Source organism: Mucilaginibacter sp., assembly GCF_965277465.1.
Classification (GTDB): Bacteria; Bacteroidota; Bacteroidia; order Sphingobacteriales; family Sphingobacteriaceae; genus Mucilaginibacter.
On record NZ_CBDICW010000001.1, the window covers coordinates 2,450,764 to 2,477,580 of the forward strand.

Annotated in this window: 28 protein-coding genes and 1 tRNA gene; 13 read left to right on the forward strand and 16 right to left on the reverse strand. The window is 39.7% G+C overall.

Going from position 1 to position 26,817, the window contains the following annotated elements:
- Nucleotides 1-26: 26 nt before the first annotated feature.
- The 3 genes from ACQY4U_RS10955 (at nt 27) to ACQY4U_RS10965 (ending at nt 4,498) form a co-directional block, all read left to right on the forward strand.
- Nucleotides 27-1,415 (forward strand): SusD/RagB family nutrient-binding outer membrane lipoprotein, encoded by a 1,389-nt coding sequence (locus ACQY4U_RS10955; RefSeq protein WP_428329448.1) that lies wholly within the window; start codon nt 27-29, stop codon nt 1,413-1,415.
- 330 nt (nt 1,416-1,745) lie between these two features.
- The gene (locus tag ACQY4U_RS10960; RefSeq protein ID WP_428329449.1) at nt 1,746-2,636 is read left to right on the forward strand and encodes an AraC family transcriptional regulator; all 891 of its coding nucleotides are present in this window, start codon (nt 1,746-1,748) and stop codon (nt 2,634-2,636) included.
- Nucleotides 2,637-2,779: 143 nt separating this feature from the next.
- Nucleotides 2,780-4,498, forward strand: a complete 1,719-nt coding sequence (locus ACQY4U_RS10965) for an ATP-binding response regulator (protein ID WP_428329450.1) — start codon at nt 2,780-2,782, stop codon at nt 4,496-4,498.
- Between the two features lie 33 nt (nt 4,499-4,531).
- On the opposite strand, the gene ACQY4U_RS10970 is transcribed toward ACQY4U_RS10965, so the two are convergent.
- A complete protein-coding gene (locus ACQY4U_RS10970; protein ID WP_428329451.1) occupies nt 4,532-5,710 on the reverse strand; it encodes a metallophosphoesterase in 1,179 nt (392 codons plus the stop codon).
- 92 nt (nt 5,711-5,802) lie between these two features.
- Nucleotides 5,803-6,579 carry an exodeoxyribonuclease III gene (gene xth / locus ACQY4U_RS10975; RefSeq protein ID WP_428329452.1) on the reverse strand — a complete coding sequence of 259 codons (777 nt, stop codon included), beginning with the start codon at nt 6,577-6,579 and terminating at the stop codon, nt 5,803-5,805.
- Between the two features lie 229 nt (nt 6,580-6,808).
- Here xth and ACQY4U_RS10980 point away from each other — a divergent pair, with 229 nt between their 5' ends.
- Both ACQY4U_RS10980 and ACQY4U_RS10985 read left to right on the forward strand, forming a co-directional pair.
- Nucleotides 6,809-7,114 carry an ArsR/SmtB family transcription factor gene (locus tag ACQY4U_RS10980; protein WP_428329453.1) on the forward strand — a complete coding sequence of 102 codons (306 nt, stop codon included), beginning with the start codon at nt 6,809-6,811 and terminating at the stop codon, nt 7,112-7,114.
- A gap of 12 nt (nt 7,115-7,126) precedes the next feature.
- Entirely contained in the window at nt 7,127-7,618 is a 492-nt protein-coding gene (locus ACQY4U_RS10985) for an SRPBCC family protein (RefSeq protein WP_428329454.1), read from the forward strand.
- A 138-nt stretch (nt 7,619-7,756) separates the two neighbouring features.
- Here ACQY4U_RS10985 and ACQY4U_RS10990 read toward each other — a convergent pair whose 3' ends face one another.
- From ACQY4U_RS10990 to pyrE, 5 genes are all read right to left on the reverse strand, one after another.
- On the reverse strand, nt 7,757-8,929 hold the full coding sequence (locus ACQY4U_RS10990; RefSeq protein WP_428329455.1) for a peroxiredoxin family protein: 1,173 nt from the start codon (nt 8,927-8,929) through the stop codon (nt 7,757-7,759).
- A 148-nt stretch (nt 8,930-9,077) separates the two neighbouring features.
- Nucleotides 9,078-9,150 (reverse strand) — tRNA-Lys (locus tag ACQY4U_RS10995).
- Between the two features lie 114 nt (nt 9,151-9,264).
- Nucleotides 9,265-10,893, reverse strand: a complete 1,629-nt coding sequence (locus ACQY4U_RS11000; RefSeq protein ID WP_428329456.1) for an ABC-F family ATP-binding cassette domain-containing protein — start codon at nt 10,891-10,893, stop codon at nt 9,265-9,267.
- 343 nt (nt 10,894-11,236) lie between these two features.
- Entirely contained in the window at nt 11,237-11,710 is a 474-nt protein-coding gene (locus ACQY4U_RS11005; RefSeq protein ID WP_428329457.1) for an SRPBCC family protein, read from the reverse strand.
- 12 nt (nt 11,711-11,722) lie between these two features.
- Nucleotides 11,723-12,367, reverse strand: coding sequence for an orotate phosphoribosyltransferase (gene pyrE, locus ACQY4U_RS11010; protein WP_428329458.1), 645 nt, complete (start codon nt 12,365-12,367; stop codon nt 11,723-11,725).
- Here pyrE and ACQY4U_RS11015 point away from each other — a divergent pair.
- Nucleotides 12,366-12,998, forward strand: coding sequence for an NUDIX hydrolase (locus ACQY4U_RS11015; protein ID WP_428329459.1), 633 nt, complete (start codon nt 12,366-12,368; stop codon nt 12,996-12,998). The two genes, pyrE and ACQY4U_RS11015, sit on opposite strands and share 2 nt — an antisense overlap.
- On the opposite strand, the gene coaD is transcribed toward ACQY4U_RS11015, so the two are convergent.
- Nucleotides 12,973-13,434 carry a pantetheine-phosphate adenylyltransferase gene (gene coaD / locus ACQY4U_RS11020; protein WP_428329460.1) on the reverse strand — a complete coding sequence of 154 codons (462 nt, stop codon included), beginning with the start codon at nt 13,432-13,434 and terminating at the stop codon, nt 12,973-12,975. The two genes, ACQY4U_RS11015 and coaD, sit on opposite strands and share 26 nt — an antisense overlap.
- 163 nt (nt 13,435-13,597) lie before the next feature.
- Here coaD and ACQY4U_RS11025 point away from each other — a divergent pair, with 163 nt between their 5' ends.
- From ACQY4U_RS11025 to ACQY4U_RS11040, 4 genes are read left to right on the forward strand one after another with little or no spacing between them, the layout of a single operon-like run.
- Nucleotides 13,598-14,491, forward strand: a complete 894-nt coding sequence (locus ACQY4U_RS11025; RefSeq protein ID WP_428329461.1) for a decaprenyl-phosphate phosphoribosyltransferase — start codon at nt 13,598-13,600, stop codon at nt 14,489-14,491.
- Entirely contained in the window at nt 14,491-15,828 is a 1,338-nt protein-coding gene (locus tag ACQY4U_RS11030; RefSeq protein ID WP_428329462.1) for an FAD-binding protein, read from the forward strand. Before ACQY4U_RS11025 ends, ACQY4U_RS11030 begins: the two co-directional genes overlap by 1 nt.
- Complete coding sequence (locus tag ACQY4U_RS11035) at nt 15,828-16,559, forward strand: SDR family oxidoreductase (protein ID WP_428329463.1); 732 nt, start codon at nt 15,828-15,830, stop codon at nt 16,557-16,559. The genes ACQY4U_RS11030 and ACQY4U_RS11035 overlap by 1 nt, the downstream gene beginning before the upstream one ends.
- Nucleotides 16,556-17,155, forward strand: a complete 600-nt coding sequence (locus ACQY4U_RS11040; RefSeq protein WP_428329464.1) for an HAD-IB family hydrolase — start codon at nt 16,556-16,558, stop codon at nt 17,153-17,155. Before ACQY4U_RS11035 ends, ACQY4U_RS11040 begins: the two co-directional genes overlap by 4 nt.
- An 11-nt stretch (nt 17,156-17,166) precedes the next feature.
- On the opposite strand, the gene ACQY4U_RS11045 is transcribed toward ACQY4U_RS11040, so the two are convergent.
- From ACQY4U_RS11045 to ACQY4U_RS11065, 5 genes are all read right to left on the reverse strand, one after another.
- A complete protein-coding gene (locus ACQY4U_RS11045) occupies nt 17,167-18,801 on the reverse strand; it encodes a hypothetical protein (RefSeq protein ID WP_428329465.1) in 1,635 nt (544 codons plus the stop codon).
- 160 nt (nt 18,802-18,961) lie between these two features.
- Nucleotides 18,962-19,546: a GDP-mannose pyrophosphatase NudK gene (nudK, locus tag ACQY4U_RS11050; RefSeq protein ID WP_428329466.1), complete on the reverse strand. Its 585-nt coding sequence runs from the start codon at nt 19,544-19,546 to the stop codon at nt 18,962-18,964.
- A 24-nt stretch (nt 19,547-19,570) separates the two neighbouring features.
- On the reverse strand, nt 19,571-20,122 hold the full coding sequence (rsmD, locus tag ACQY4U_RS11055; protein ID WP_428329467.1) for a 16S rRNA (guanine(966)-N(2))-methyltransferase RsmD: 552 nt from the start codon (nt 20,120-20,122) through the stop codon (nt 19,571-19,573).
- The gene (locus ACQY4U_RS11060; protein WP_428329468.1) at nt 20,110-20,904 is read right to left on the reverse strand and encodes a DUF3822 family protein; all 795 of its coding nucleotides are present in this window, start codon (nt 20,902-20,904) and stop codon (nt 20,110-20,112) included. The genes rsmD and ACQY4U_RS11060 overlap by 13 nt, the downstream gene beginning before the upstream one ends.
- A 28-nt stretch (nt 20,905-20,932) precedes the next feature.
- Nucleotides 20,933-21,196: a DUF2007-related protein gene (locus tag ACQY4U_RS11065; RefSeq protein WP_428329469.1), complete on the reverse strand. Its 264-nt coding sequence runs from the start codon at nt 21,194-21,196 to the stop codon at nt 20,933-20,935.
- A 153-nt stretch (nt 21,197-21,349) separates the two neighbouring features.
- Here ACQY4U_RS11065 and ACQY4U_RS11070 point away from each other — a divergent pair, with 153 nt between their 5' ends.
- Nucleotides 21,350-21,847 carry a GtrA family protein gene (locus tag ACQY4U_RS11070; protein ID WP_428329470.1) on the forward strand — a complete coding sequence of 166 codons (498 nt, stop codon included), beginning with the start codon at nt 21,350-21,352 and terminating at the stop codon, nt 21,845-21,847.
- 112 nt (nt 21,848-21,959) lie between these two features.
- Entirely contained in the window at nt 21,960-22,625 is a 666-nt protein-coding gene (locus ACQY4U_RS11075) for a flavodoxin family protein (RefSeq protein ID WP_428329471.1), read from the forward strand.
- Between the two features lie 66 nt (nt 22,626-22,691).
- Here ACQY4U_RS11075 and ACQY4U_RS11080 read toward each other — a convergent pair whose 3' ends face one another.
- Nucleotides 22,692-23,654, reverse strand: a complete 963-nt coding sequence (locus ACQY4U_RS11080) for a G1 family glutamic endopeptidase (RefSeq protein WP_428329472.1) — start codon at nt 23,652-23,654, stop codon at nt 22,692-22,694.
- A 299-nt stretch (nt 23,655-23,953) separates the two neighbouring features.
- Here ACQY4U_RS11080 and ACQY4U_RS11085 point away from each other — a divergent pair, with 299 nt between their 5' ends.
- A complete protein-coding gene (locus ACQY4U_RS11085; protein WP_428329473.1) occupies nt 23,954-24,154 on the forward strand; it encodes a hypothetical protein in 201 nt (66 codons plus the stop codon).
- An 83-nt stretch (nt 24,155-24,237) separates the two neighbouring features.
- On the opposite strand, the gene ACQY4U_RS11090 is transcribed toward ACQY4U_RS11085, so the two are convergent.
- The gene (locus ACQY4U_RS11090) at nt 24,238-25,134 is read right to left on the reverse strand and encodes a cation diffusion facilitator family transporter (RefSeq protein WP_428329474.1); all 897 of its coding nucleotides are present in this window, start codon (nt 25,132-25,134) and stop codon (nt 24,238-24,240) included.
- A gap of 90 nt (nt 25,135-25,224) precedes the next feature.
- Complete coding sequence (locus tag ACQY4U_RS11095) at nt 25,225-26,649, reverse strand: ATP-dependent DNA helicase (protein ID WP_428329475.1); 1,425 nt, start codon at nt 26,647-26,649, stop codon at nt 25,225-25,227.
- Nucleotides 26,650-26,817 lie beyond the last annotated feature (168 nt).

Consider the following 26,817-nt stretch of genomic DNA (forward strand, 5'->3'; position numbering starts at 1 on the left):
TTTATCATTATTAAAAATTAATAACCATGAAAAAAGTATATATTATTTTACTGTCATGTATCCTGGTAAGTGTTACGGGATGTAAGAAGTTTATTGACGTAAATAAAAACCCAAATCAACCCATAGACGTTGCCGAGGCACAGATTTTAGCCCCTGTTGAGTTAGCTATAGCATCAAATTTATATGCAGGCGGCGGCGTAGCAGTAAACGTGCAGGAATACATGCAGGTAGCTGCACTAAACCAGGTAGCGCCCAATGCAGGTACTTATTTAATGTACAATACAGATATGGACGGCGATTGGACAAACCTTTATGTTACCTGCTTAAATAACCTGGTAACATTAAACCAAAAAGCGGTAGCCGATGGTAAAACCAATTATTCGGGCGTAGCAAAAATTCTAACTGCTTATTGCCTGGGTACCGGAACTGATCTTTGGGGCGATATCCCGTATTCAAATGCATTTAAGGGCACTGCCGTACTAACACCAGCCTATGATTCCCAAAAAACCATTTACGCTGATATTCAGACCTTGTTAGATGGAGGTATTGCTGATATTGCTAAAAACAGTACGGTAACACCGGGTGGGGATGACCTGATATACGGGGGCAACATGAGTAAATGGACAAAGCTGGCATACACCCTAAAGGCCCGCTATTATATGCACCTAACAAAGGCACCGGGCTATACTGCTGCTGCACAGGCACAGTTAGCATTAACGGCTTTAAACAATGCAATGGCATCAAACGATGATGATTTTAAAATGGCCTACTCAGGTGCTGCTGGTGGCGAAAACCCGTGGCAGCAGGATTTTATATCTGCAAGTACTGTTGTATTGGGTGATACCTTTGTTAACGGTTTCACTACCCGCAGCGATCCGCGTTTAACGGTAATGGTTGCGCCTGCTACCGCCACAGGTTTATATACCGGGCTTGGCCAGGGGCTTACCACCATTGGATCGTTAGAGAACTATTCCCGTCCAGGTGATTTTTATGGAGCAACAGGTGCTTATAACTACATTGTAAACTACTCTGAAGTATTGTTCCTGAAAGCTGAAGCTACATTGATCACTTCAGGATATACAAGTGCGCAGCCCATTTACCAAAGTGCCATACAATCGCACATGGCTAAATTGGGCATAAGCACAACCAGTGCCAACAGCTATATTGCTTCAAGAGCATTAACCAGCAGCAATGCCGAGCAATTAATCATTGAGGAAAAAAACCTGGCTAACTTCCTGTCGCTTGAAAACTTTAACGACTACAGGCGTACAGGCTACCCTGTTTTACCTGCGGTACCAGGTGCGTTGTTAGCAGTTCCGCGCAGGGTTCTTTATCCGGAGGTGGAGATCATTTCAAATCCACAACCACAGCAGTCTGCTACGTTAAGCGACAGGCTTTGGTGGGATAGTAAATAAAAAAGGATAAATATTTAAATAAGCTGGCACTCCAAAATCAGGTGAGAAATGATTGGATTATTGGTTAATTTCAAGGGGTGTCAGCTTATTTAATTTCACAATATTGTTTTATAATAAATATTGAAAATATTAGCATGTCTAAACAGCAAAGCGCAGAACATTGTTCTGCGCTTTGCTGTTTTATAGCATTTAAATCTCCCTAAGCTTGCTGAATTGTTTGATTAATTGCGTGAAATTATCTTTTAATAACGGGATATTACCCTGTTTAATATTATTATTCAATTAATCAAGTTAATATATTAAATTCATATCGGATAAAAAATTACAGATATGAAGGTGTTACAATTTACTATCCCGGTTGGCGGCGAAAAAAGCGTTATCAGTGAGCAGTTTGATCTTCCGTTTTTTTACCCTTATCTGCACAGGCACCAGGAAGCGCAATTAACCTGGATACAGCAGGGCGAGGGTACCCTTATTACGGGTAACAGTATGCACAGCTTTAAATCGGGCGAGATCTATTTATTGGGGGCTAATTTGCCGCATCTTTTTAAAAGTGATCCTGAATATTTTGTAGCAGGCAATAATAAAAGCATTAAAGCGATCACTATTTTCTTTAACCCGAATGGGAAGCTTTCATCCTTGTTTGAGCTCGAGGAGATGAATACCCTTAAAAATTTTATACAACAAAGCCAGCAAGGGTTTAAACTGCCTGATAATCATGTAAAGCTTGTATCAAGAATGATGCTGAGGGTTGAAAGAACCACAGGATCAGAGAAATTGCTGATCTTTTTCCAGCTCCTTAATTACCTCAATAATGTAAAGGATCAAAAGAAAGCACTGTCGTCATTTGGTGATGTGAATGGCTTTGCCGAAAATGAAGGGCTGCGCTTAAACAATATCTATACTTATATCACACAGCATTATAACAAACCCATTACGCTTGATGATGTTGCCGAAGCCGCTTGTATGACCCCGCAGGCCTTTTGCCGCTACTTTAAAAAACATACGGGCCATACCTATATATCCTTTTTAAATGAAGTAAGGATAAATGAGGCCCGTAAAAGATTGATAACCAATAAATTTGAGAGTATCTCAACCGTGGCTTATAAGTGCGGGTTTAATACCATTACAAATTTTAACAGGGTATTTAAATGCATAACAGGTACATCGCCCAAAGGTTACCTTGATAGTTATTTTAATAATGTGGGCACTACGCTTTAAAGCCGGATTTTAAAAATAGCACGCATTTTCAATCAAATGTGCAATTAAGTTGTTGAGTTACTGCACCTGGTTTTTTTGAACTGAAATTTGCGGTATGCTATGCTTATATTGGCAGCAGGAAAAGTTTGGTGCGTGCTACCCACATGAATAAGATAACCGATAAATATCATCAGGCCATTCAGCCAGAAAGTAAGCACCTCAATCCGCTTTTTGATATTAAGGAGGTACCTAAAAGAACTTACCAGCTTGGGCTTGCAGCCATGTTTACCGGAATCGGGCTTTCAGTTTATGATGCGGGTATCGGCATGTATGTTTCATCGTTTCTGGTGGCTTGCTTTTGCTTTTCTATTTTAATGTTTATGCTATTAAAGTATAATGGCGACATTAAGGATCTGACCATCTCTATCATTTCCATGATCTGCGCGCTGCTGGTGTTTTCGGCCATGCTTGAAGGATTGCAATCAGACCAATACCTGTATTTTTTCCCGGTGCTTATTGCAGTTCCGCTCATTGTCGATCTTAAACAAACCAAGTACCGTAAGTCGCTCACCTTTGTTTCCATTATTATTTTTTCCTTTATCCTGTGCATTTGCATAGGCAGGTATGTAAAACCAATGGAAAGTTTTACGCTAAGCCAGATCAGTAAATTAGCACTGATCAACAGGATAGTGGCGATTTTAACAACCATAGTGCTCGCTGCATTGTATACCTTTTTCGAAAAAAAATACATTGATGAGCTGGTAGAACAAAGTTTAAAGGTAATTGATACCAAAACACAGTTTTTGGCCACTATGGGCCATGAATTGCGCACACCGCTCAATGGAATTATTGGAGTTGTTAACTTACTTAAGGAAGAAACAGATGCAGCGAAAAAGGAAGAATATATAAAGATACTGCAATACTGCTCAGACAATATGCTGCAGCAGGTTAATGATATACTCGACTTTAATAAAATTGAAGCGGGTAAATTAGAAGTAAACCAAACAGAAGTAAATCTTTATAAACTAATTAACAATGCAGCCTTGCCTTTTAATGCCTTAGCCGATGATAAAGGGATTGATATTATTATGGATATTGATTCGGCTTTAGACACCTGGGTATTGGCCGATAACCAGATCTTGATCCAGGTTTTTAGTAACTTGTTTACTAATGCGTTGAAATTTACCAGCAAGGGTTTTATCAGGCTTGAAGCTATCTGCAATAAACAAACTGACGATGCAATTACCGTTTCTTTCAGCATAAAAGATACCGGGGCAGGGATAGATGAGGCAGACCAGGCTAAAATATTTGAAAGCTTTTGGCAGGTATACGACGAAAATACGAAGGAGCTAACCGGTACCGGATTAGGACTAACCATTAGTATGCGCTTGCTTAAATTAATAGGAGGGAACCTTGTTTTAGATAGCGTAAAGGGCGCAGGCAGTACTTTTAGCTTTAGCCTGACTTTTGCTCGTACGGCACAACCCTTAATTGTAAAAGCCGACCCCCCGCGTGATTTATCGGGCATAAATGTATTGCTGGTTGAGGATAACCAGATCAATATGATGGTTGCCAAAAAGATCCTGTCGGGCTTTAAGGCAATTGTAAGCACCGTTACTGATGGTAAGCAGGCATTAGAAGTACTTGCAGGCGGCGCTCATTTTGATATAGTTTTAATGGACCTTGAAATGCCCGTAATGAACGGCTATGAAGCCATATATAAGGTGAAAGAGCCATACCCACAGCTTCCTGTGCTTGCTTTAACCGCATCGCTGGTTGATGAGCAGATGCTAAAAGATCTGATAGCAAGCGGCTTTAGCGATTGTATGCTAAAGCCTTTTGAACCACAGCAGCTGCTAACTATGATCAGGAAGTATCTGTAATGTAGTTTAGATACTTTAACCCTGAATAAAAGATCAGGCACAGTTCAGAGTTATCACTGTAATTTCTGGCCATATACCAAGTCTGCCTTTAAAGCCCAGAAACCCGAAGCCGCGGTTTACATAAAGGTATTTTTCGCCCTTTTTATAAAGCCCGGCCCATTGCGGGTAAACATACTTTACAGGGCTCCACTGGAAGCCAAAAAGCTCAATACCGAATTGCATACCATGTGTATGACCGGCTAATGCCAGATCAATATGCTTTTCATGATCAAGCGTTTTTGCTTCCCAATGTGATGGATCGTGCGACATAAGGATCTTAAACTGGCTATCAGGTACGCCTGCTGTGGCTAAAGCTAAATCACCATATTTATGGAACCCGCCTTTGCCCCAGTTCTCAACACCTATCAGGGCAATTGATTCACCATCTTTTTTAATACTCAGCGCTTCATTCAGCAACAGTTTAAAACCAATTTCTTTATGTACTTGCTTTAGGCGTATAAGGTTCGCCGCTTGTGCGGTTTCGCTTTCCCATTTCATGTAATCGCCATAATCATGGTTACCCAAAACCGAATATTTACCAAAGGGAGCTTTCAATTTAGCGAACGACGGAATCCATGCATCCATTTCGGTAGCCTGGTTGTTTACCAAATCGCCGGTAAAAAGGATAAGGTCGCTGTTCTGTTTATTTACCAGTGCAATGCCCTTTTCAACACCGCTTTTACTGGTAAAGCTGCCTGCATGTATATCTGATAACTGGGTTATCGTAAAACCGTCAAAAGCCTTTGGCAGATCTTTAAATTTAAGGCTTACGCGGTGCACCTTGTAGCGGTGACGCCCACCTGTCATCCCATAGATCAAACTAAAAAATGGAATAGCAGCAATTAACATGGCCAGTTCACTAACCCATATACTCCGGGGTGGAAAATGCGTAAATACCCGGTAAACATCTTCCAAAAGCAATAGCGGGAAAGCAAATATTTTAGGAATAATGGTTAACAATGCCAGCGCCATTAACCACGACATAAACTGTGCAGGTGGGTTTTTTGCCCGACGGAGCCAGAAAAGAGAAACAAAACCAACTGCTAAGAGTACATCTATCAGGCGGTAGCCTGTTAGTATCCAATCATTTGTAGTAAGCGTTTCAACCGCGTCGAAAAAATAAATATCGGCAAATATCCATGCCAGTAGTATAAGAGGAAGTCTGTATTTCATTTGCTGCTTTGTTTTTAATCTGCAAAGCCGTTAACTGGTAGACGATCATGCAGCAAAAACATTTTAAATAATAATAAAAGATTTACGATTTATTATTTATCGGCCAATTCTATCCATACCGGGCAATGATCGCTTGATTTTTCCCAGCCCCGTACATGGCGGTCAACCTGGGCGCTTATTAAACGGTCACTGAGTTGTGGGTTAAGCAAAAAATGGTCAATACGTAAACCGGCATCGCGGCCATAAGCATCGCGAAAGTAATCGTAAAAAGTATAGATCTTTTCGTTAGGGTGAAGTTTACGGATGGCATCTGTCCATCCCTGGTCAACCAAGGTTTTAAATGCCTGTCTTGTTTCTGGCCTGAAGAGGGCATCATCAACCCAGCGCTCGGGTTTGTAAACATCAATCTCTGTGGGCATCACATTGTAATCGCCTGTTAACACTACGGGAATATCGTGTTTGAGCAGACCTGCGGCGTGTTGGGTTAAACGTTCAAACCAGTTTAGTTTATAGTCAAATTTGGGGCCGGGGGCCGGGTTACCATTGGGCAGGTATAAGCAGCCAATAACAATGCCGCCAACTAAGGCCTCAATATAGCGGCTATGCGTATCATCCGGATCACCGGGCAAGCCGCGCCTTAATTCTTTCAAATCCGCATTGCGCGATAGGATAGCTACCCCGTTATAGCTTTTTTGCCCATGCCATATTGCATGGTAACCTGCATCAAGGATAGCCTGTTCCGGGAATTTTTCGTCGGGGGCTTTGAGTTCCTGCAGGCAAGCCACATCGGGTTTGGTTTCTTCGAGCCAGCGCAGTAAAACCGGTAGGCGGCCGTTTACGCCATTAACATTATAAGTAGCTATCTTCATGTTGCTTAATTAGGTTATTGATCAGTAACAATATTTGCAAAATTAAGTTTAAGAATTGACAGCCCGGCTAATAAATACTTCAACAAACTGTTCAAATATTTTTTCTTCGGAAAATGGTTTGCTTGGATCATGACTAATAGTAAACCTTAAAATGCAAAAAAAATATTCAGAATAATTTGCGCAGTTAATTGGTTGCGCATATATTTGCAGTCAATCAACTGCATATTAAATGAGACGAGATGTTTTTCATGCCATTGCTGATCCTACACGCCGCGCCATTTTAGTTTTACTGGCGATGGGAGCTATGACGCCCAATGCTGTTGCAGCACACTTTGATTCTACCAGGCAGACTATTTCAAAGCATATACAAATCCTGACCGAATGCGAAGTGCTGATACAAAAAAAAACCGGCAGAGAAATATATTACCACTTTAACCCCGAAAAGATGAAAGAGATTGACATTTGGCTCGAACGTTTCCGCAAGATGTGGGAAGATCGTTTTGATCAGTTAGATAATTTGTTAAATGACCTGTAAACTAAAATAATTATGACAAACAATTTTGTGTTCGAAAAAGACCTTGCTGCCAAAAAAATTCACGTAGTACGTGAGTTTAATGCGCCGATTGAGAAAGTATGGAAAGCCTGGACAGAGCCTGCCCTGCTACAAAAATGGTGGGGCCCTAAACCATGGGTTGCTATAACTAAATCAATGGATTTTACGGTAGGCGGCGTTTGGCTGTACTCAATGGAAGGGCCGGAGGGGCAGAAACATTGGAGCCATGTAAAATTTACCGCTATTGAAAATGGCAGCCGTTTCGCGGCTGATACTGTGTTTTCTGACGAGCATGGTTTCGTAGCACCCGGCGCATCGTTAAGTCATTGGGATAATAAATTTGTAGCCCTTGGCGATAAAACCAAAGTGGTAATTGATATTAACTTTGATGATGAAGCAACCATAAAAATGATGGTAGAGATGGGCTTTCAGGGTGGTTTCACTATGGGCCTAAATCAATTAGACGAATTGCTGGCTTCAGAATAGAGCTGATTTTACAAAAAAGCTTTAATTTAAATAAGCTAAATAAACCGCTTCTAAATGGATTAGAAGCGGTTTTTTTCCAAAGCAACTTGGCTGAATTATTTAGTTTTACAACAAAAGATAAAACAACGAGGAATCAGGTTATGATTTTTTTATTAGTTGGTCGATTATAGAAGATATTTTATTTTCAAAACCATCCGGATATCCATTTATTACACTCGCTATCTTGCCTTCCTGATCAACGACGTAAAAAGTAGGAGCCGAGGTTATATGGTATAATTTGGCAACATCACCGCCATTAGGCAGCATCTGATTTTTTATACGTTGACTTTTTTTAAATGCCATTACTAACTTTTTACTATCTCTGTCGCTGATGCTCAGGATTACAAAATTTTTATCTTTATATCTTTCCTGAAGTTTATCCAACGGTGCTAAGCTATTCATACAAGGTACACAGCCAACAAAGAAAAAATCCAGTAATACAATTTTGCCTTTCAATTGTGATAATGATATTTTTTTATCATCAGTATCATATAAGGTCCAATCAGGAGCTATCTTGCCTGGTGTTAATAAAGCAGTTTCCTCTTTAGATTTTTCTTTGGCCGGATGAAATCCTTCGGGAATAGCAAAATAAGTTGTGTTGATGCTATCCTGATTAATCTTGTAATTGAAATAGATTTGTTCTGTATAATAGTCTGTTATTTCTTTTCCTAAATCAGCAGTCCTTGCGCGGACTAATTTACCAGTAGGCAACCCCGTAATCTTATCAATAAACAGATGTATTCGTGTATACAGGTGATTTTTGTTTATAGTGGTATCTTTAGTATTTAGAATTAAGTGATAACTATTGATTGAATTAATAATGGTATCACCTACCTGTGTAATTTTAGTTGGGTTTTTATTTGAAAAGGTTTTTATCCAGCTTAATTCACCAGGTAATGATCCGCTAAAAGTTATTGCTTGTGAATTTCTGGTATTATAAGTACTATCGTCAGGATTTAATGAAATTAAGTTTTCTCCATGGTATAGATCTGTCGATGGAACTTTCATATCGCCGTATTTAAGCTCATATCTAAAAAAATAACCAATCTCTTTATTTTCTGGTGTCTTTAATAAGGTGTATTTATTGTTTGTTATTAAGGTATCACTAAACACCTCCTTCTGTTTATAAACATATTGATAGCTGAAATTTTTATAGCTCTCAATTTTATCAATAGTATTTTGAAGTATAGCAACCTGGGCGTTTGTATTTAAACCTGCTAAAATTAGTGGCAAGCAAATCAACTGCTTAATTACTATCTTATTGATCATCATATTATTTTAAGTGTTAAGATATCACTAAATTAAAGAGAGTTAATTACAAAATGCTAATTAAGGTTAATTATAAAAACACAATATTAAAAAGCACTAAAAAACAAAAAACCGCTCCTAAATAAATTAGAAGCGGTTTTTTGCATTTTAGTGACCCCGCTGAGGCTCGAACTCAGGACCCACAGATTAAGAGTCTGTTGCTCTACCAACTGAGCTACAAAGTCAGGTGTTTTTGATTGGGATGCAAATAAACGAATTTTTTTTGAAGTGAGAAAACCTTTTGTTTATCTTAAGTAAGAAATTAAGTTAATCAAAAAGGTTTCTTGTGTATTTTTCAGTTAAACTGCAGCGTACAATTCATCACGCTGTTTTTGAACCACATCGCTGTTAATGTATTCGTCGTAGCTCATTAGTTTGTCAATAGTACCACCCGGGGTGATCTCTATGATACGGTTAGCCACGGTTTGTACCAGCTCATGGTCACGTGTGGTGAACAGCATGGTGCCTCTAAAATCCTTCATGCCGTTGTTAAGAGCGGTAATTGATTCCAGGTCGAGGTGATTGGTAGGCTCGTCAAACATCAAAAGATTGGCTGATTGCAGCATCATCCGGCTAAACATGCAGCGCATTTTTTCACCTCCCGATAGTACATTGCTTTTCTTCAATACTTCTTCGCCCGAGAATAACATCCGGCCCAAAAATCCGCGGATAAACTGATCGTCCTTTTCTCCCGGCGAGTATTCGCGCAGCCAGTCAATAAGGTTATCGTTTTTACCTTTAAAATAATCGGAGTTGTCAATAGGTATATCGGCAGCATTAATGGTTACTCCCCACTTAAATTCGCCTTTATAATCTTTATCCCTGCCGGTTAATATATTGTAAAAAGCAGTGGTAGCTAAGCTGTTTTGCGATATAACCGCAATTTTATCGCCTTTATTCACCATCAGGCGAATATTGCTGAACAGCAGTTCGCCGTTTAATGATTTGCTCAGGTTTTCAATCTGTAATATCTGGTCGCCCGCCTCACGGCCCTGGTTATTAAATATAATACCGGGGTATTTACGGTTTGATGGCTGTATTTCGTCGATATTGATTTTATCCAACGCTTTTTTACGACTGGTAGCCTGTTTTGATTTAGATGCGTTGGCGCTAAAACGGCGGATAAATTCCTGGAGCTCTTTTACGCGCTCTTCCGTCTTTTTATTCTGATCAGATCTTTGTTTTAATGCCAGCTGACTTGATTCATACCAAAAGGTATAGTTACCGGTATAGATGGTCATTTTTGCAAAGTCAATATCTACCACGTGGGTACAAACGGTATCTAAAAAGTGCCTGTCGTGCGATACTACCAGTACAATGGCTTCGTATCCGGCTAAAAAGTCTTCCAGCCAGCCTACGGTATGTATATCCAAATCATTGGTAGGCTCATCTAATAACAGAATATCGGGCTTGCCAAAAAGTGCCTGTGCTAATAATACACGTACTTTTTGTGTATTATCTAAATCCTTTACCAACTGGTAATGAAACTCTTCTTTAATACCTAAGTTACTCAGTAGGGTAGCGGCATTGCTTTCCGCATTCCAACCATCCATTTCGGCAAAAAGGTTTTCCAATTCTCCGGCACGTTCGCCATCGGCATCAGTAAAATCCTCTTTAAGGTAAATGGCATCCTTTTCTTTCATTATGGCATACATTTCCTTATGCCCCATCATTACCGTTTCTAATACGGTAAAATCATCAAAAGCATAATGGTTTTGGCTCAGAACGGCCATACGCTCGCCCGGCGAAAAGCTATACGATCCGCTTGAAGGGTCAATTTCGCCTGATAATATCTTTAAAAATGTTGATTTCCCCGCACCATTGGCACCAATAATGCCATAGCAATTGCCTTGCGTAAATTTAAGGTTAACATCCTCAAATAATGTGCGTTTACCGTAACGTAAAGATAAATTAGATACCGTGATCATTCTGCTCCTATACTTTTAGCTGCAAAAGTACGTTAATTACTTATAAAAATAACCATTTATACCTTAATTAGCTGATTGTGGCACTGTTTTGGTTTTAATAAGTGCAAATTATTTAGCAGTAGCAAGCCCCGGTTTACTGTAAATATTTTAATAGGAAATAATTGCCAATTATAATTAATAGTTAAAACCGTGCAATAAAAATCTACGTAATTATTTTAAGTCCAATTTTTTCCAATTAATAAACCGTAATGGCACTATTAATTATTTCGTTAATTATAGTAAACGTATTTACTATTTTAAAACGGTCGCAAAGCAGCGAGTATTGATCCTGTTGGTTTTAGTATTAAATTACTAATAAGTATAAGCTTTGTGTTTGGTGATTAGCAAGTTTTTGCAGCGGGCCTGATGCCATCATTTTGAGCATCAAGTTAAGATCGGCTGCTATAGTGAACAGCACTTCGGTGCTATCATTCTTAGCTGATAAAGACCACTTTAACTCCATATCAAATGGTGGTTTTTCGGCAGGGATAATTACGATCTCAGTATTCTCAATCCTGCTTTCAATTTTAAGGCTCAGCTTAGCCATGTTTTGTATGTTAAACTTAGCCGTATCTGCTGTTGATACCCAGTCAACAATACTATCGGGCATTAATTTTTGATGATTATTAAAATCAGCCAAAAAGCTGTAAACTTTACTTATGGGCTGGTTGATAGTTACGTTGCTTTCAAAGGTGGTCATGCTGTTTGTTTGGCTGTAAGCAATAAGGATGGATGTTTGGTTGAGCCATGAGCCGGAAGCTAATGCACACCGGCTCAAGTTAATAATATCTTATTTTCCCCATTCGGAGGGATTCTCGCGCCAGTTTTTCAATACTTCAATATCATTGGTTGAGATATACTGATTTTCGCCCGCATATTTGATCAGGGCGTTATAGTTTGATAGGGTAACAAACGGGCAGTTGGCCTGTTTAAAGTTATCGGCAGCAACATCAAACCCATAACTAAATATAGCGGCCAGGCCGGCTACATCATAACCGGCTGCACGCAGGGCCTCTACCGCCTGTAAGCTGCTTTTGCCTGTTGAAATTAAATCTTCAATAACCACAACCCTTTTGCCGGTTAATGAAGCATCGCCTTCAATTAAACTGCCGGTGCCATGTTCTTTTGCTTTTGAGCGTACATAAATAAACGGCAAACCTAAATCCTGTGCAACTAAAGCACCTTGTGGTATACCTGCGGTTGCTACGCCTGCAATACAGCCTACTGAGCCAAATTTTTCTTGTATAGCTAAAGTTAACTGCTGCCTGATGTAGGTACGGATGGTAGGATGTGATAGGGTTATGCGGTTATCACAATAAATTGGAGATTTCCAGCCCGATGCCCATGTAAAAGGGTTGTTAGGTTGTAATTTTATTGCTTTAATTTGCAGCAAAAATTCAGCAACTTGCTGCTCTATCTCAGAATTATTAAACATGGCCCAAAAATACAGAATTTATATTAACGAAAAAGTTATTCTGCTAACAGAATCAATCCCTAAAAAGGCAGAGGATTATGAAAAGATTGATGTTGAGGCATTTGATCTTAAAATAATTTATACCTGGGTTTTAAACCATCAGCGTAAACACTTTTATGTTTTATGTACTGATGCTAAGGCCTTTTTAAAAACAGTTACCAAGAGCGTTACCCTTATAAAAGCCGCCGGCGGACTGGTTAAAAATGAATTTAACGAGTTTTTATTTATTTACCGGAACGATAAATGGGACCTGCCCAAAGGCAAAATTGAAAAACAGGAAGGTACCAAAGCTGCCGCAGTACGCGAGGTTGAAGAGGAGTGCGGTATAAAAGTGAACAAGCTTGAGGAGAAGATCTGCAAAACTTATCACGTTTATATTTATAAAGGCAACGTGGTTTTAAAGAAAACCTACTGGTTTAACATGCGGTGCAAAGGGCAAAATAATTTGAAGCCACAAAAGGAAGAGGGAATAACTGATGTACGCTGGTTTAAAAAAGGCCATGTTGACCTCATTGTTGAAAATACTTTTCCGTCTATAATGGATGTATTGCTGAAAGAAGAATTAGTTACAGATAAGCTAATGCCTCTTTAGGAATAAATTGGCTCACATCACCATTGTACCGCATAATTTCGCGTACAATGCTGGAGCTGATGGAGGAGTAGCCGGGTTTGCTCACTATAAAAATACTCTCAATTTCGGGTACTAAGGAGTGGTTCATCTGGGCTATTGCTTTTTCGTACTCAAAATCTGATACGGTACGGATACCTCTTATCATATATTCAGCGCCAATACTTTTACAAAAGTTAACGGTTAGCCCTTCGTAAGCAACAATATGTATCCTTGGATCGGCTTCAAAAACTGCGCGCAGCATCTGTTCTCTTTTTTCAATACTTAACAGGCCCGCCTTTGTGCTGTTAACACCAATGCCTATATAAACCTTATCAAACAAGCTTACAGATCGTTTTACAATATCTACGTGCGCTTTGGTAACCGGATCGAACGAGCCTGGGAAAAGAGCTATTTTCATATTTTTGATAGTCAGCTTATAAACACAAATCTATAAATCATTAGTCAATTTAGCTTAATTATTTAATTACATATATTAAGTAATAAAATTATATAGTACAGCAAATAGGGCTTTATCCGCAACCTTATCCATTCAGGTTCGTAATAGCCTTAGTTCATTGCTGATGAAATATTATATAAAGCTGTTGCGCCCAAAAGATTGGGCAAAGAATTTTTTTATTTTTGTGCCTTCATTTTTTGCGAGGCACATTTTTATTGCCGAAAAAATTGAACATCTTTTGGCCGGCTTTGTTGCGTTTTGCTGTATTGCCAGTAGTATTTATATTATTAATGATTACCGGGATATTGATGACGATCGCAAGCACCCCTTAAAATCAAAACGCCCGCTGGCATCGGGCAAGGTTAAGCCATCGTACGCTATTATTATCTGCATTGTACTTATTATTTTGGGCAGTGCGCTTGCAGTGCTGGCCAATCCAAATTGTCACTTCCTGTTTATTTTAGTGGTTTATTTTTTCCTGAACCTGGCATATTCTTTTGGCTTAAAAAACATAGCCATACTTGATATGCTGATACTTGCCACCGGCTTTGTATTAAGGGTAAAAGGTGGAGCTATTATTACGCATGTTGACAGTTCCGACTGGTTAATTATCATGACTTTTCTATTAGCCCTTTTTATGGCAATAGGAAAACGCCGGGACGATCTGCTTTTAAAAGCAAGCTCAGGTACCGAAATGCGAAAATCAGTTAGTGGTTATAACCTTGAATTTTTAAATACTATGTTAGGGCTTTTCGGGGCTATAATAATTGTAGCTTATATAAGCTATACCGTTTCGCCGCGTACAATTGTAAGGTTAGGCACTTACAGGTTATATTACTCAAGTCTTTTTGTAATTGCGGGTATAATGCGCTATATGCAAGTGGTTTTTGTTACACAAAGATCAGGCTCACCAACAGACATACTTTATAAAGACCGCTTTATACAGATAACCATTTTTTTATGGATACTGAGTGTTTTTATACTGCTATATTTACCTAACTCACCTATTTTTAATTAATGAAAAAGCGGCTTGCGGGTTGGGGTAATTACCCGGTTATTGATAGTAAGGAGGATAGCTTTGTTTTTAAGGATCAGCTGGATACGCTGCTACAAAATAAACAATCATTTATTCCCCGTGGCAATGGCCGCAGTTATGGCGATTCGTCGCTTGCCGATAATGCAATATGTACTTTAAAGTATGATAACATTCTTTCGTTTGATGTTACCAACGGTATTTTTGAGTGTCAGCCAGGTATTACGCTACAGCAAGTATTGCAGGTAATTGTTCCGCAAGGTTGGTTTTTACAGGTCACCCCAGGTACGCAGTTAATTACCATTGGGGGTGCCGTAGCCAGTAATGTACATGGCAAAAACCATAAGGCTGACGGCTCATTTTCAAAGCATATTATTGATATGGATGTTGTACTGGCATCCGGAAGTACGCTTACTTGTTCGGCTGTGCAAAATGCCGATCTGTTTGAAGCCACTTGTGGTGGAATGGGATTAACCGGCCTTATAAGTCGTGTAAAATTCAGCCTTAAAAAAATTGAAACCGCCTTTATGAGGCAAAAGCAGGTGAAGGCCGAAAATTTTGACGAGCTGTTTAACCTGTTTGAAAAATATAAAGACTTTACCTACGCCGTTGTTTGGGTTGATTGCCTTAAAAAGGGTAAAAATTTTGGCCGTAGTATTTTAACTGTTGGCGAACATGCTGTTTTAGCTGATCTGAACGAAAATCAACGTAAAGCACCTTTACAGTTATCAGCAAAAAAGAGTATCAATTTCCCTTTCAGCCTGCCATCGTGGGTGCTGAATACATTTACGGTAAAAGCATTTAATTTTTTGTTTTACACCAAGAATTTTAATAAGGAAATAGACGCAATAGTATCCTACGAACCATTTTTTTATCCCCTGGATGCCATCCTTAACTGGAACCGCATGTATGGAAAAAATGGGTTTGTACAATATCAGTTTGTAATGCCGCTGCAAGCCAAACAAGGTTTAGTTGAGATAATGAACCGCTTAAGCGAAAAGGGTTTAGGTTCATTCTTAACTGTATTAAAAGTATTGGGCAAGCAGGAAAGCATGATCTCATTTTGCCGCGAAGGGTATACGCTGGCACTTGATTTTCCGCTTAAAAACGGAATACTCGAATTTTTAGATGAACTGGACGAGATTGTGCTGAAATACGGCGGACGATTATACATAACCAAAGATGCCCGGATGAAACAAGGGATGCTTGCCGGTTATCCTGAATTAGAGAAATTTAAAACCATTATAAAAAAATACGATCCGGATAGTAGGCTTAGGTCGTTACAATCTGATCGTTTATTACTAACACCCCATACTAATTAATGAAAACCGTACTAATACTTGGTGCTACATCTGATATAGGAATTGCTATAGCAAAGAAATTTGCTGCTGAAAGATATGATATTCAATTAGCGGCACGCCAGCCCGAACTGCTTGAGGCCGTAAAATCAGATATTGAGATCCGGTCGCAGGTTTCTTGTTCCTTACATGCTTTTGATGCACTTCAATACGGTACACATAAAGCCTTTTTTGATAGCCTGGATCCCAAACCCGGTACCACCATTTCCATATTTGGAACGATGTACGAGGAGGACGAGGCCTTTAGCGATTGGGAACTGTCCCAAAGAATGATCAATACCAATTACACTGGCGTAGTTTCTATATTAAATATTGCTGCCAATTATTACATCGCGCGGCAAAAGGGATCTATTATCGGTATCAGTTCAGTTGCAGGTGACAGGGGGAGGGCAAGTAAATTAATTTATGGTAGCTCAAAGGCAGCATTAAGCGCTTACCTGGATGGGTTAAGAAACAAATGCTTTAAAGATAATGTTCACGTAATGACAGTTAAACCCGGTTTTGTTTATACCCGGATGACTGAAAACATGCAACTCCCTAAAGCATTAACTTCAACACCAACAGAGGTTGCGGATATTGTTTACAGTGCTTATGCTAAAAAGAAAAATACCATTTATGTGAAATGGTTTTGGAGATACATTATGCTGATCATCAAAAATATTCCGGAGTTTCAATTTAAAAAGATGAAGCTGTGAGTAAAATTGCCTTTTTTGATTTCGATGGGACTATTACCACCAAGGATACACTGCTTGAGGTTATTAAAGCTCAAAAAGGTAAAGCTGCATTTTATACGGGCTTTATAATAAATGCGCCGGTACTTATAGGGTTTAAATTAAAGCTGATCAGTAACCAGGTGGCTAAGGAGCGCATGCTCAAGTATTTTTTTGGTGGGGATAGTATTTCTTCATTTCAACAAGGTTGTGATGCTTTTATTGACAGGCAATTGCCTCTAATTATTCGTCCGCAGGCTTTGGCCGAGATTGAAATGTTAAAAGCTGCAGGATTTAAAATAGTAATAGTATCGGCTTCGCCTCAAAACTGGATAAAAAGATGGAGCGATAGCATGGGCTTAGGGCTGATTGCCACACAGCTTGAAGTCGCCGGTGATAGACTTACCGGTTTTATAAAAGGTAAAAACTGCAATGCCGAAGAAAAAGTTATCCGCATAAAAGCAGAATTTGATCTTTCAGCCTATAAAGAGATCTATTGCTACGGCGATTCAAACGGCGATAAGGCTATGCTTGCGCTGGCTACCAAAGCATTTTATAAACCATTCAGAACAGTTAGCTAAAATTTGATTGCTTAATGCTGCGCCAGATTTATTTTAAATAGGGTGAATTTAGCATTGGTAAATAGTACATCGTTTGTTGCAAAAGGCTGCAATTTATACTTTTGGTACTCGCTGTTGGGTAATACCACCATCCCTACATTATATTCGTGAAATAGTTTAACGGCACTTAATGGTTTGGCCGTAGTTAAATAGCTAAGCATATCATTCCTGTCACTTTCGCGCTTTTCATAACTCACATACGGGTTTGAAAAATAGGTTTCAACCGATACCATCTTAATCCCTGTTGGCATAACAGGGAATAACGACATATCGTGGTTGCAAAGCAAAACAGTATTGAGCGGTACGTTATCAACAATAAAGTTATATACCTCAATCCTTTCAGTTTCTTTTGACTTATCAAGCGCCTGTTGCCTTAACAACGAAAAATCAACCCGGTTAAAGTAAATGGGTGAGTAAACAATGGTGTATAATAATACTGCCCCTATCATTATGTTATTTGATAGTGCCGGGCTAAATTTCTTGTTGTTCCTGGTTTGTAACCAGGTGGTTAACTTGTTGATGATAAATACAAAGCCTAAGCCGAAAAGAATTGATTGTGCCGCCTTTAAATAGAAAAAATAGTGGAAGGCTGGTATCGTATCGGGCAGGTTAACGTTGTAGATCCTGTTCACAGTAGGTACTACAGATTCGTATAAGTACATCACTACGGTTATAAGCAACCAGCTGGTAATTATTTTACGTACCAATGAGTTTGCATAGTTCCGGTAGAACCAGATGAGCCCGATTATGGCGATCAATAAACTAAAGGTGATGTTAGCTTTGACCAGATCGACAGAGTTGCGCCTTTCAAATATGCCGGGGGCACATTCTAAAATGGCATGGTTTAAAAAATGGAAATGATATTTACCCCAAACGTAATAAAGGAAAGGGAAGGCAAATATGATAAACGGGATAAATGTAAAAAGGCCCTGTAGTAAATAGGTTGTAATAGCAGGGTAGGTTTTATTTTTTATGGCTTTAAAAACCTGTTGAACCTGTAAAAAGATTAGTATCAGGATGATTAGGATAGCGGGTGCCGAATGGCCTAAAAATGTAACCCCGATAGATGCACCAAGCACTGCAAACCAAAGCATTTTTTGTGTAGTGAATGCCTTATAACAAAAAATAACGTTGATATAAAACAGGAATTGCACAAAGGTGTCAGAAATTAACCAGGGCGAGTAGGTTGCGCCACCCCAGCAGGGTAAATCGCCGGATGCTAAAAACAGGAAGGAGAGCAGGGCGGCTAATGCTATGCGGCTATCAAAAAGCTTTAGCACCATTATGAAAAATAGCACAGGGTTAATCAGGTTTAAAAATGCACCTGCACGAGCTACAACAACATTAATGGGGAGGCCGGTAAGTTTTACTGCCAATGTTTCAAACAAAAAAAGCATGGGGTTATACCACATATATTGCCCGGCATAGTTAGGGTCTTGCCCGTAATGGCCGTTTAGTGTACTGCGGATATAAGCAATATCGCGGTCAAAATCCGGCTCGTAAGCCCAGTGAAGATCATGTATGGTTCTGTAGCATTGTATAAATGCTAAAAGTATCATTGCTGCACAGGCTAACACATACTTTTTATTGTCGTTTTTTACCTGCATAAAAAGGTAAAGAAAAGGTCTTTAATCATTAGGGGGTATGATCTGGGTTAGTTAAGTACTAAAGATATAAATTATTATGATTTAAAATAAAAAATCGTGAGCTAATTATTTACTTTTAATTAATATTGAAATTAACTTAACTGAAAGTTTTCAAATTATTTTATGAGAGGATATTATTAATTTGTGCGTATTGCAAAAGCATAATTGTTTTGGCATCCTTGATCTCGCCGGTATTTATTTTACCCAATGCTTCGGCAAATGGAAGTTCAAGTACCTCAATATTTTCATGCTCATCATGGGCGCCTCCGCCTTCGCTTACTTTCATTTCTTTGGTATATTCTGCAATAAAAAAGTATAATATCTCTGTAACCGAGCCCGGCGACATGTAGGCTTCAAATACCTTTTTAACATCACTTATGTGGTAGCCTGTTTCTTCTTCTGTTTCTCTTTTTATGCAGTCTTCAGGGTTGTCTTTATCCAGCAAGCCGGCACAGCACTCAATAAGGAACCCGGTTGTGTTGCCATTGAGATAGGTAGGCATACGGAACTGTCGGGTGAGGATTACCGTTTTGTTTATTTTATTATAAAGCAATATGGTAGCGCCGTTGCCACGGTCGTAAGCCTCGCGCGACAGATCTTCCCAAATCCCGTTTTTGTTTTGATATTGATACTTTATTTTTTTAAGGGTATACCAGTTATCTGATAGTATTTCGGTTTCAATATTGCGTACTTTAGGGTTCGGCATATTTTATGGGGATAAGCGGATAGTTTATGATAATGACTGCTCCGGATTTTTAAAGAATGAGAACGATGAGTGCCCGTATGTACGATGTTCAACAAAAGCCGGGTGATTGCTCAGGTTTTGTAAAGATTGGTGTTCAACAATCAGTAGGCCACCGGGAGCTACCAGGTTTTTCTCAAAAATGATCTTCGGAATCTCAGGGATCTTACTCAGATCGTAGGGAGGATCAGCAAATACCACGTCAAATGGTTCTGTTTCTAACTGCAGGTATTTAAAAACATCATCCTTAAAAGCCTTAATGTTCTCTAATTTATGCTGACGGGCAGTATCCTTTAAATAATGCACACATTGCACACTACGATCAACCGAGGTTACCAGTTTAGCACCCCGCGAAGCAAACTCCATTGATATATTACCCGTGCCGCTAAAAAGATCGAGCACAGTAATATCTTCAAATTCTATCTGGTTTTGCAGAATATTAAACAGGGCTTCTTTAGCCATGTCAGTAGTAGGGCGTACCGGTAAATTATTTGGCGGATTAAGCCTTAACCCCTTTAAAACACCCCCTATGATCCGCATAGCGATAATGCGGCAAGTGCCAGTATGGTATGTGAAGGTATTTGACCGGGTAGGTCAAGTACTTTAAACTGGTTTATTTCAATTTTTGGATAGAAATCAGCCAGGCGGCTTAAGTTACCGTCACCTGTATTAACATCGCCGCTTACTACAAGAGTAATATACTGCGGTTTTAAATTAAGTTCGGTAGTAACAAACGATGTAAAATAGGCCAGCTCATCTTCATCTTTAAACTCAAAAGTGTTATAAAAACGTAACCCGCCCGAAAAGTACAGGAACTGTACCGTATCGTTACCAATCTCAAGATATAGGTTATTGCTGGCAGGATTGTTTTTGGCAATAACTTTTATCCAGCCCTGCGCCGTGTAAACCACATTTTGCAAGCCAAAATTTTGAATAGCCGATACCAGTGCCTCATTTGTTTTATAAACGATTGCATTAACCTCGTCTAATTTTTGGGCAAAAACCTTCTCGTTATTTTTTACATCCAAAAAGCGGGCAAAACCTGCAACCTGTTCTTCTTTAAAAAGAATGTTTGGTATTAATGTTAAGCCATTTGCAGGCAGGCCAATAATCACTTTTTTATAAGTAGCCGTTAACAGATCGGCTAATTTATCAGGATGGGCAAGCTCACTTAACGCGCAGTTTTGAGCCGATACCAGCAATTGGTTTTGGTCAATAATGGCAAAACTGAATGAATTTGCAGCCACCTGTATCAACAGGGTGTAACTGTAAGCCTGGTACAGGTTAAAGTTATTATCGGTATAATGGTTAATATCGCTCATGCAGGTTAACAAAAGTAATTATTTTTTATTATTTGCTATCCTCATTATCAACTATAGGTTTACTGGCATTAAATTCTTTTACCAATTTTATGGCTGCATCAATATTTTCACTGCTTACAAAAACCTTTATAGCGTTTGAGCCACCTGCTTCAACCAGGTAAGGGGCAATAACGCCAAGCAATTCATCCCGTAAAAAAGCCGGGATATTATTATCGTCCAAAGCATTCTTCAGCATAGTAGCTTCCCAAAGTTGTCCTTCAAATACTTCTACTGGCTTAATTTCATCTTTCATGGTTGGTGTGTTTATTCAAATGTATAAAAATAAGATGCCGTTGGCCGTTTTTGTTTCTTAAATATGCTATTTATTAGCAGGCACACAATATCAGCCTCAAAATAAAGTTTTTTTATTCGTCAACAATAATACACCCCTGCCTGCGCATTAACAATGAAAAAAATACACGAAAGTACCAGGCGCGCCATTCTGCAACTGATAGATCTGTTTTATCCCTTATTCAGAAGATGGTTTTCCCTGCAAACATTTCGTTATGCCGCCTGCGGAGGTATTAACACCGTGTTGGATATTGGGCTTTTCTCGGTCAGTTATAACCTGATCCTCAAAAAACGCATGCTTAATTTGGGTGTTTTTACGCTTAGTCCGCATATTGCAGCCATGTTAATGGCATTGTGCGTGTCATTACCAACCGGGTTTTATTTAAACCGGTATGTTGTTTTCCAGCAATCGGGTTTAAAGGGGCATAGCCAGCTGATGCGGTACATTTTAGTTGTTGCCATTTGTATAGTGCTCAACTTTATATTTCTTAAACTATTTGTTGATTATTTGGGTTGGTACCCAACCCCTTCAAAAATTGCAACCACGGCGGTAGTGGTAATATTTAGCTATGTAAGCCAAACTTTTTATTTTTTTAAGGCGAAGAAGGTATAACTGTGCAGACCTAATCATTAAAATAAATACAGTATTCTATTTCAATAAAACCCCAACAATAGTTGCCTCGTTTTGTTAAACTGAGAGTTAATCAATTAAACAAAAACGAGAAATGAAAGCACTCATTATCAATTGCTCCCTTAAGCCATCGCCAGCATTTTCAAATACGGGTGCGCTCATTAATAAAGCAAAAATTCAATTAGAAGAAAAAGGTATAACCACCGAAGTTATACGCCTTGCTGATCATAATATTAAAAGCGGTAATGAAACCAACCTTGGCGACGATGATGAATGGCCGGTCATACTGGATAAAATAAAGGAGTGTGATATATTTATCCTTGGGGCACCCATCTGGATGGGGCACCTGGCTTCAACAGCTCAAAAGGTAATTGAACGATTAGACGCTGTTTTTCACGAAGATGGTTTTACGGATGAAAAAACAGGGCAGTATTTTACTTACAATAAAGTGGCCGGCTGCCTTATAACCGGCAATGAGGATGGAGCGCACTCCTGTGCCGCACAAATGCTATGGTCAATGCAGGAGTTAGGCTTTACCATACCGCCAAATGTAAATGCTTACTGGGTAGGCCTGGCCGGGGCAGGTAAAGATTATGTGGAAGCCGGTGGCGAAAAGTATTTTTATACTAATTACACGCTGCGCTGGATGATAGCCAACTTGGTTTGGTTTGCCCAATTATTAAAAGATAATCCGATAGCTACCAATATTAATGAAATTGAAAAATTAGCTAAAGCGGAGAGCGAAAAAGAAGAAGAATAATAACAAGCAAAAGGGCCATTATTGATCTAATTCAATAATGGCCCTTTAATATTATATCCGGTTATCTTACTGGTTTGATGTCAGCTTGATCAGCGTGGCATTTTCAACCAATGCAGTTGATACGGTGGTGCTGCCTTCAACCATGTTTAGCAATATACCGGTGCCTGCATCTTTTGACACACCTGCTTTGGTGCTTGCTACAGCGGTGTCAAAATACACCTCGCCAAATTTGGCAAGATTTGAAGTGCTGCCGCCAATGCCCGGGCGCTCAACAATCCACTCGGCAGTGTTGCCTATTAGTGTGGTGCCCGCAGGTGCATTAAAAGTAAAGCCTGCATGAGTGCCTGTAGTTTCATTAACCATGTTAAATCCAGCCTGTGTTGGAGAATTGATGCAAAGCAGTGCATACACGGTATCGCCAAAGTTTATCGGGAAGTTGGCTATGCCTACCCATGATAGCGGATACCACTCTGTCCACGCATAGCAGCTTTTGGTAAGGGTGCCATTGGCTGCAACAGATACCGCTTGTACTGTACCTATCTGACAAACATCATTATTGCCATAACCATCAATGCCTATCCACGATACCATCCAATAAGTGCCTGCAGTGCTGCTTGGCGGCATTACATCCGGCACGTTAAACAAACCTGCTATTGATTTAAAAGGATCAGTTGCCGGTGATAATACCACACTGCCCGACCATATAGAATTGTTGCTGTTGGCTGTATTGATAGGGCCATGAGTTTTGGTAATACCCGGGATCAGGCTTTCCATAGTTACAAACTGCGGGGTAATATAAGTTAGTTTTTTTGAGAATACTTTATCCCAGTGCTCGGCTAACTTAGGTGATTTTGCAGCATCAGGGCGTTTAGGGATCCCGTAGTTTTTAAGGGTGGCATCAGTTGCTGTACGCGGATCAAATTCAGCAGGTGGCAGCGGATGCGTTTTTAAGTTTGACAATGTTTGGGTACCGCTTTTTTCAAGTGGCTCAAGTGTTGCACTTTCGGGGTTGTTTTGTGAAGAGCTCATAGATTTGGTTTTTGTTGCTTACTCTTTGACCGGATTTTCGGCATACTCCGTAATATGGAAACGCAGGACTATTCCCGGTTTCACGAAGTAAAATTATCCCCCAAAAGGGGCGGAGCAATCAGTAAAACCACTTGATTTACAGGCGTACCAGTACGTGATTTTTTATAGTTAAATTACTGGTGGATATGCCGTTGGTCATTCGGTATTAATCGTTGGTTGAGTTGTTATTATTTACTGTGCATTTAACAAGCAGCATACTTAACTTATAATGATTAAATTTGCCGGGTAAAAATTATAACATGGACGAATTTAATAAAGAGATAGAGCTGATTGAAAAGAAAAACCCAAGTGAGGTTAACGGCCCTTTAAGCAGTTATTTTACGGTTACGCAAAGAGAGAACGGCAGCTACAGGTTAACCTGGGAAAAGAATGTATCAACTCACATCCGCCATAAGGTTGCTGCATTGGTTAAAAAACACTACGTAGCTACTACTTTGTAATAAAATGTCTTAAGTCCTGTGCATTAGTTAGAATTGTTTAAGCCTGGTTCAATGCTTTGGATTTAAGACGCTTAGTATCCCGCTTATTTCGCCACAGGTTCAATAAAAATTTGTTTCATGCGCGGAAACTCGGCCTTTATACTTGCCGAGATCCTTTCAATAGCATCTGTTATCTGCCGGGTGGTAAGGTCATCCTTAAATACAGTATTAAGCTGTAATAGTATATCATCGGGCGCCATGTAAGTGCTAAAATGCTTTTTTACTTTTATCACCGCTTCATCGGCCTGCGCCAGGGCAACTACTTTTCGCAAAGTTTTACGGCTGGTAGTCTCGCCAAGCAGCAGGCTCTTACTTTCGCGCACCAATATGCCCGATATGGCTATCATTATCAAACCTATCAGCATAGAAGCTATACTATCATAATAAGGGTTATTTAGCAAATGGCCTAAAAATACACCTGCAAAGGCTACAACTAAGCCAAGTATATCACCCACATCACCCAGCATTACAATAAGTGTTGAAGGGTCTTTAGTCAGCCTGATTGCCTTCCAGAATGAAATATTGCCGCGTTGTTTGTTAAAGGCTTTTAAGGCGGAGTATAAGGATATGGTGGTAAATACAAAGGCGATGGCTAAAACGCTGTAATCCCAGGCTGCATTACTATCGGCAATTGGGTGCTGCAAGCGCATAAGGCCCTGATAAAAGGATACGCACCCACCCAAAACAAATATCATTAAAGATACAATGAACGACCAGAAATATAATTCTTTACCATACCCGAACGGGCGTTTCAGGTCGGGTTTTTGTGCGCTGGTTTTTACGCCCCATATCAACAGTATCTGGCTTGCCGCATCAATCAGCGAGTGAATACCCTCTGATATCATAGACGAACTGCCCGTAAACGCCGCAGCCGTAAATTTTGATAATGCAATAAGCAGATCAACCGCTAAAGAAATATAAATGAATAACCTTGATTTCATGTTTTTAACTTGTTGTTTTCACAACTCCAGTCATTACAACACGTTTTACCCCAATAAGTTAGTAATTATTTTGTGACGAGGTTTTTTGCTTTATTCATCCTGGGCTCCGCCAACAAAAAACTGTTTATTAAAGTTTACCAAAAACAGTTCGCTGGTGGCGCGGGTGCAGGCGGTATAAAACCAGCGTAAAAAATCGGTGTTCACCATTTCGTCCGTAAGATAACCCTGGTCTACAAAAACAGCATCCCACTGGCCACCCTGCGCTTTGTGGCAGGTAATGGCGTAGGCAAACTTTATCTGCAAGGCATTATAATAGGGATTTAGCTTCAGCTCATTCCACTTAGCCCGTTTATTGGGAATATGGTCGTAATCCTTCATTACCTCCAGGTAAAACCGTTTCTGGTCATCAGTAGGCAGGGCAGGGGCCTCGGTATACAAAGTGTCCATCAGTATTTTACAATCAATAATGGGGTCTTCCGCATAATCAATAAATTCCAGCTGCACATCTGCAAAGCGGAAACCGTACATCTCCTCAAAACGGCGTACCTTTTTTATGCGGGCAATATCGCCATTGGCAATAAAGCCGGTGCTGCCTTCTTCCTGTTCCTGCATCCAGAAATAGTTGTTTTTAACCACCATTACCTGGTCGCCGCCGGTAAGTTCCTCTTCCCGGTAAAGTATGCGGCCCCTTATCTGCCGGTTATAGGCATTGGCATTTTTGTTCGAACGACAAATTATCAGCGTATTATCGTTACCATATTTACTGTACGCATAATTAAGCCCTTCTTCCAGCATATCGCCGCCCATACGGTACATGTCCTTATAGCCTTTGGTAACTATCTGGGGCATTTTTTCTTTTTTTCTGCGGATGATGTCCCTCACCTTGGTCACATTAAACAATATCCCCGAGTCCTTTTGCTGGCGAAGCACATCGGTAAGTTCAAAGCTATGCACATCAAGCCCAAATTTGTTTTTCATCAGGGCAATATCTAAGGCAGGGCTGTCTACACTACCTACAGGCGGCAGCTGGGCAGTATCGCCAACTAACATCAGCTTGCAGTTTTTGGTGTTATAAACGTAATTTATCAGGTCGTAAAGCAGGGAAGCACGGTGATTAATGCCGACCTCGTCCGAGATCATGGAGGCCTCATCTACAATAAACAGCGTGTTTTCGGCAAGGTTATCGCCAATTAAAAAGCCTTCATCAACATTAACCGCCGATTTTTTACGGTATATTTTTTTGTGGATAGTAAAAGCCTTACGGCCCGAATATGCCGTTATTACCTTGGCCGCCCGCCCGGTTGGTGCCAGCAGCACATATTTAAAATTATAGGCCCTTAAGGCTTTAACCAAAGCGCCAACAATGGTGGTTTTACCAGTACCGGCGTACCCTTTTAATATAAAACATTCATCACCGCCGCCACTTACCAAAAACTCATGCACGCGTGCAAACAGATCCAGCTGTTGTGGTGTAGGTTCGTGCGGGAATGCTTTTTGAAGATGATCTGCCGGCAATGTATTTTACTGTTTAACTGTAATTTTAACCATTTATATAAGTTAATACAAATTTAAACTAAATAATTTAGCAAAATATTGGGCATTGTGTACTTTGGCAATGTATCATTAGTCGGTTATTTTTTTGAGTAGAGGCACAATACTTTGTGCCTTCAAAGCCTGCAGAGA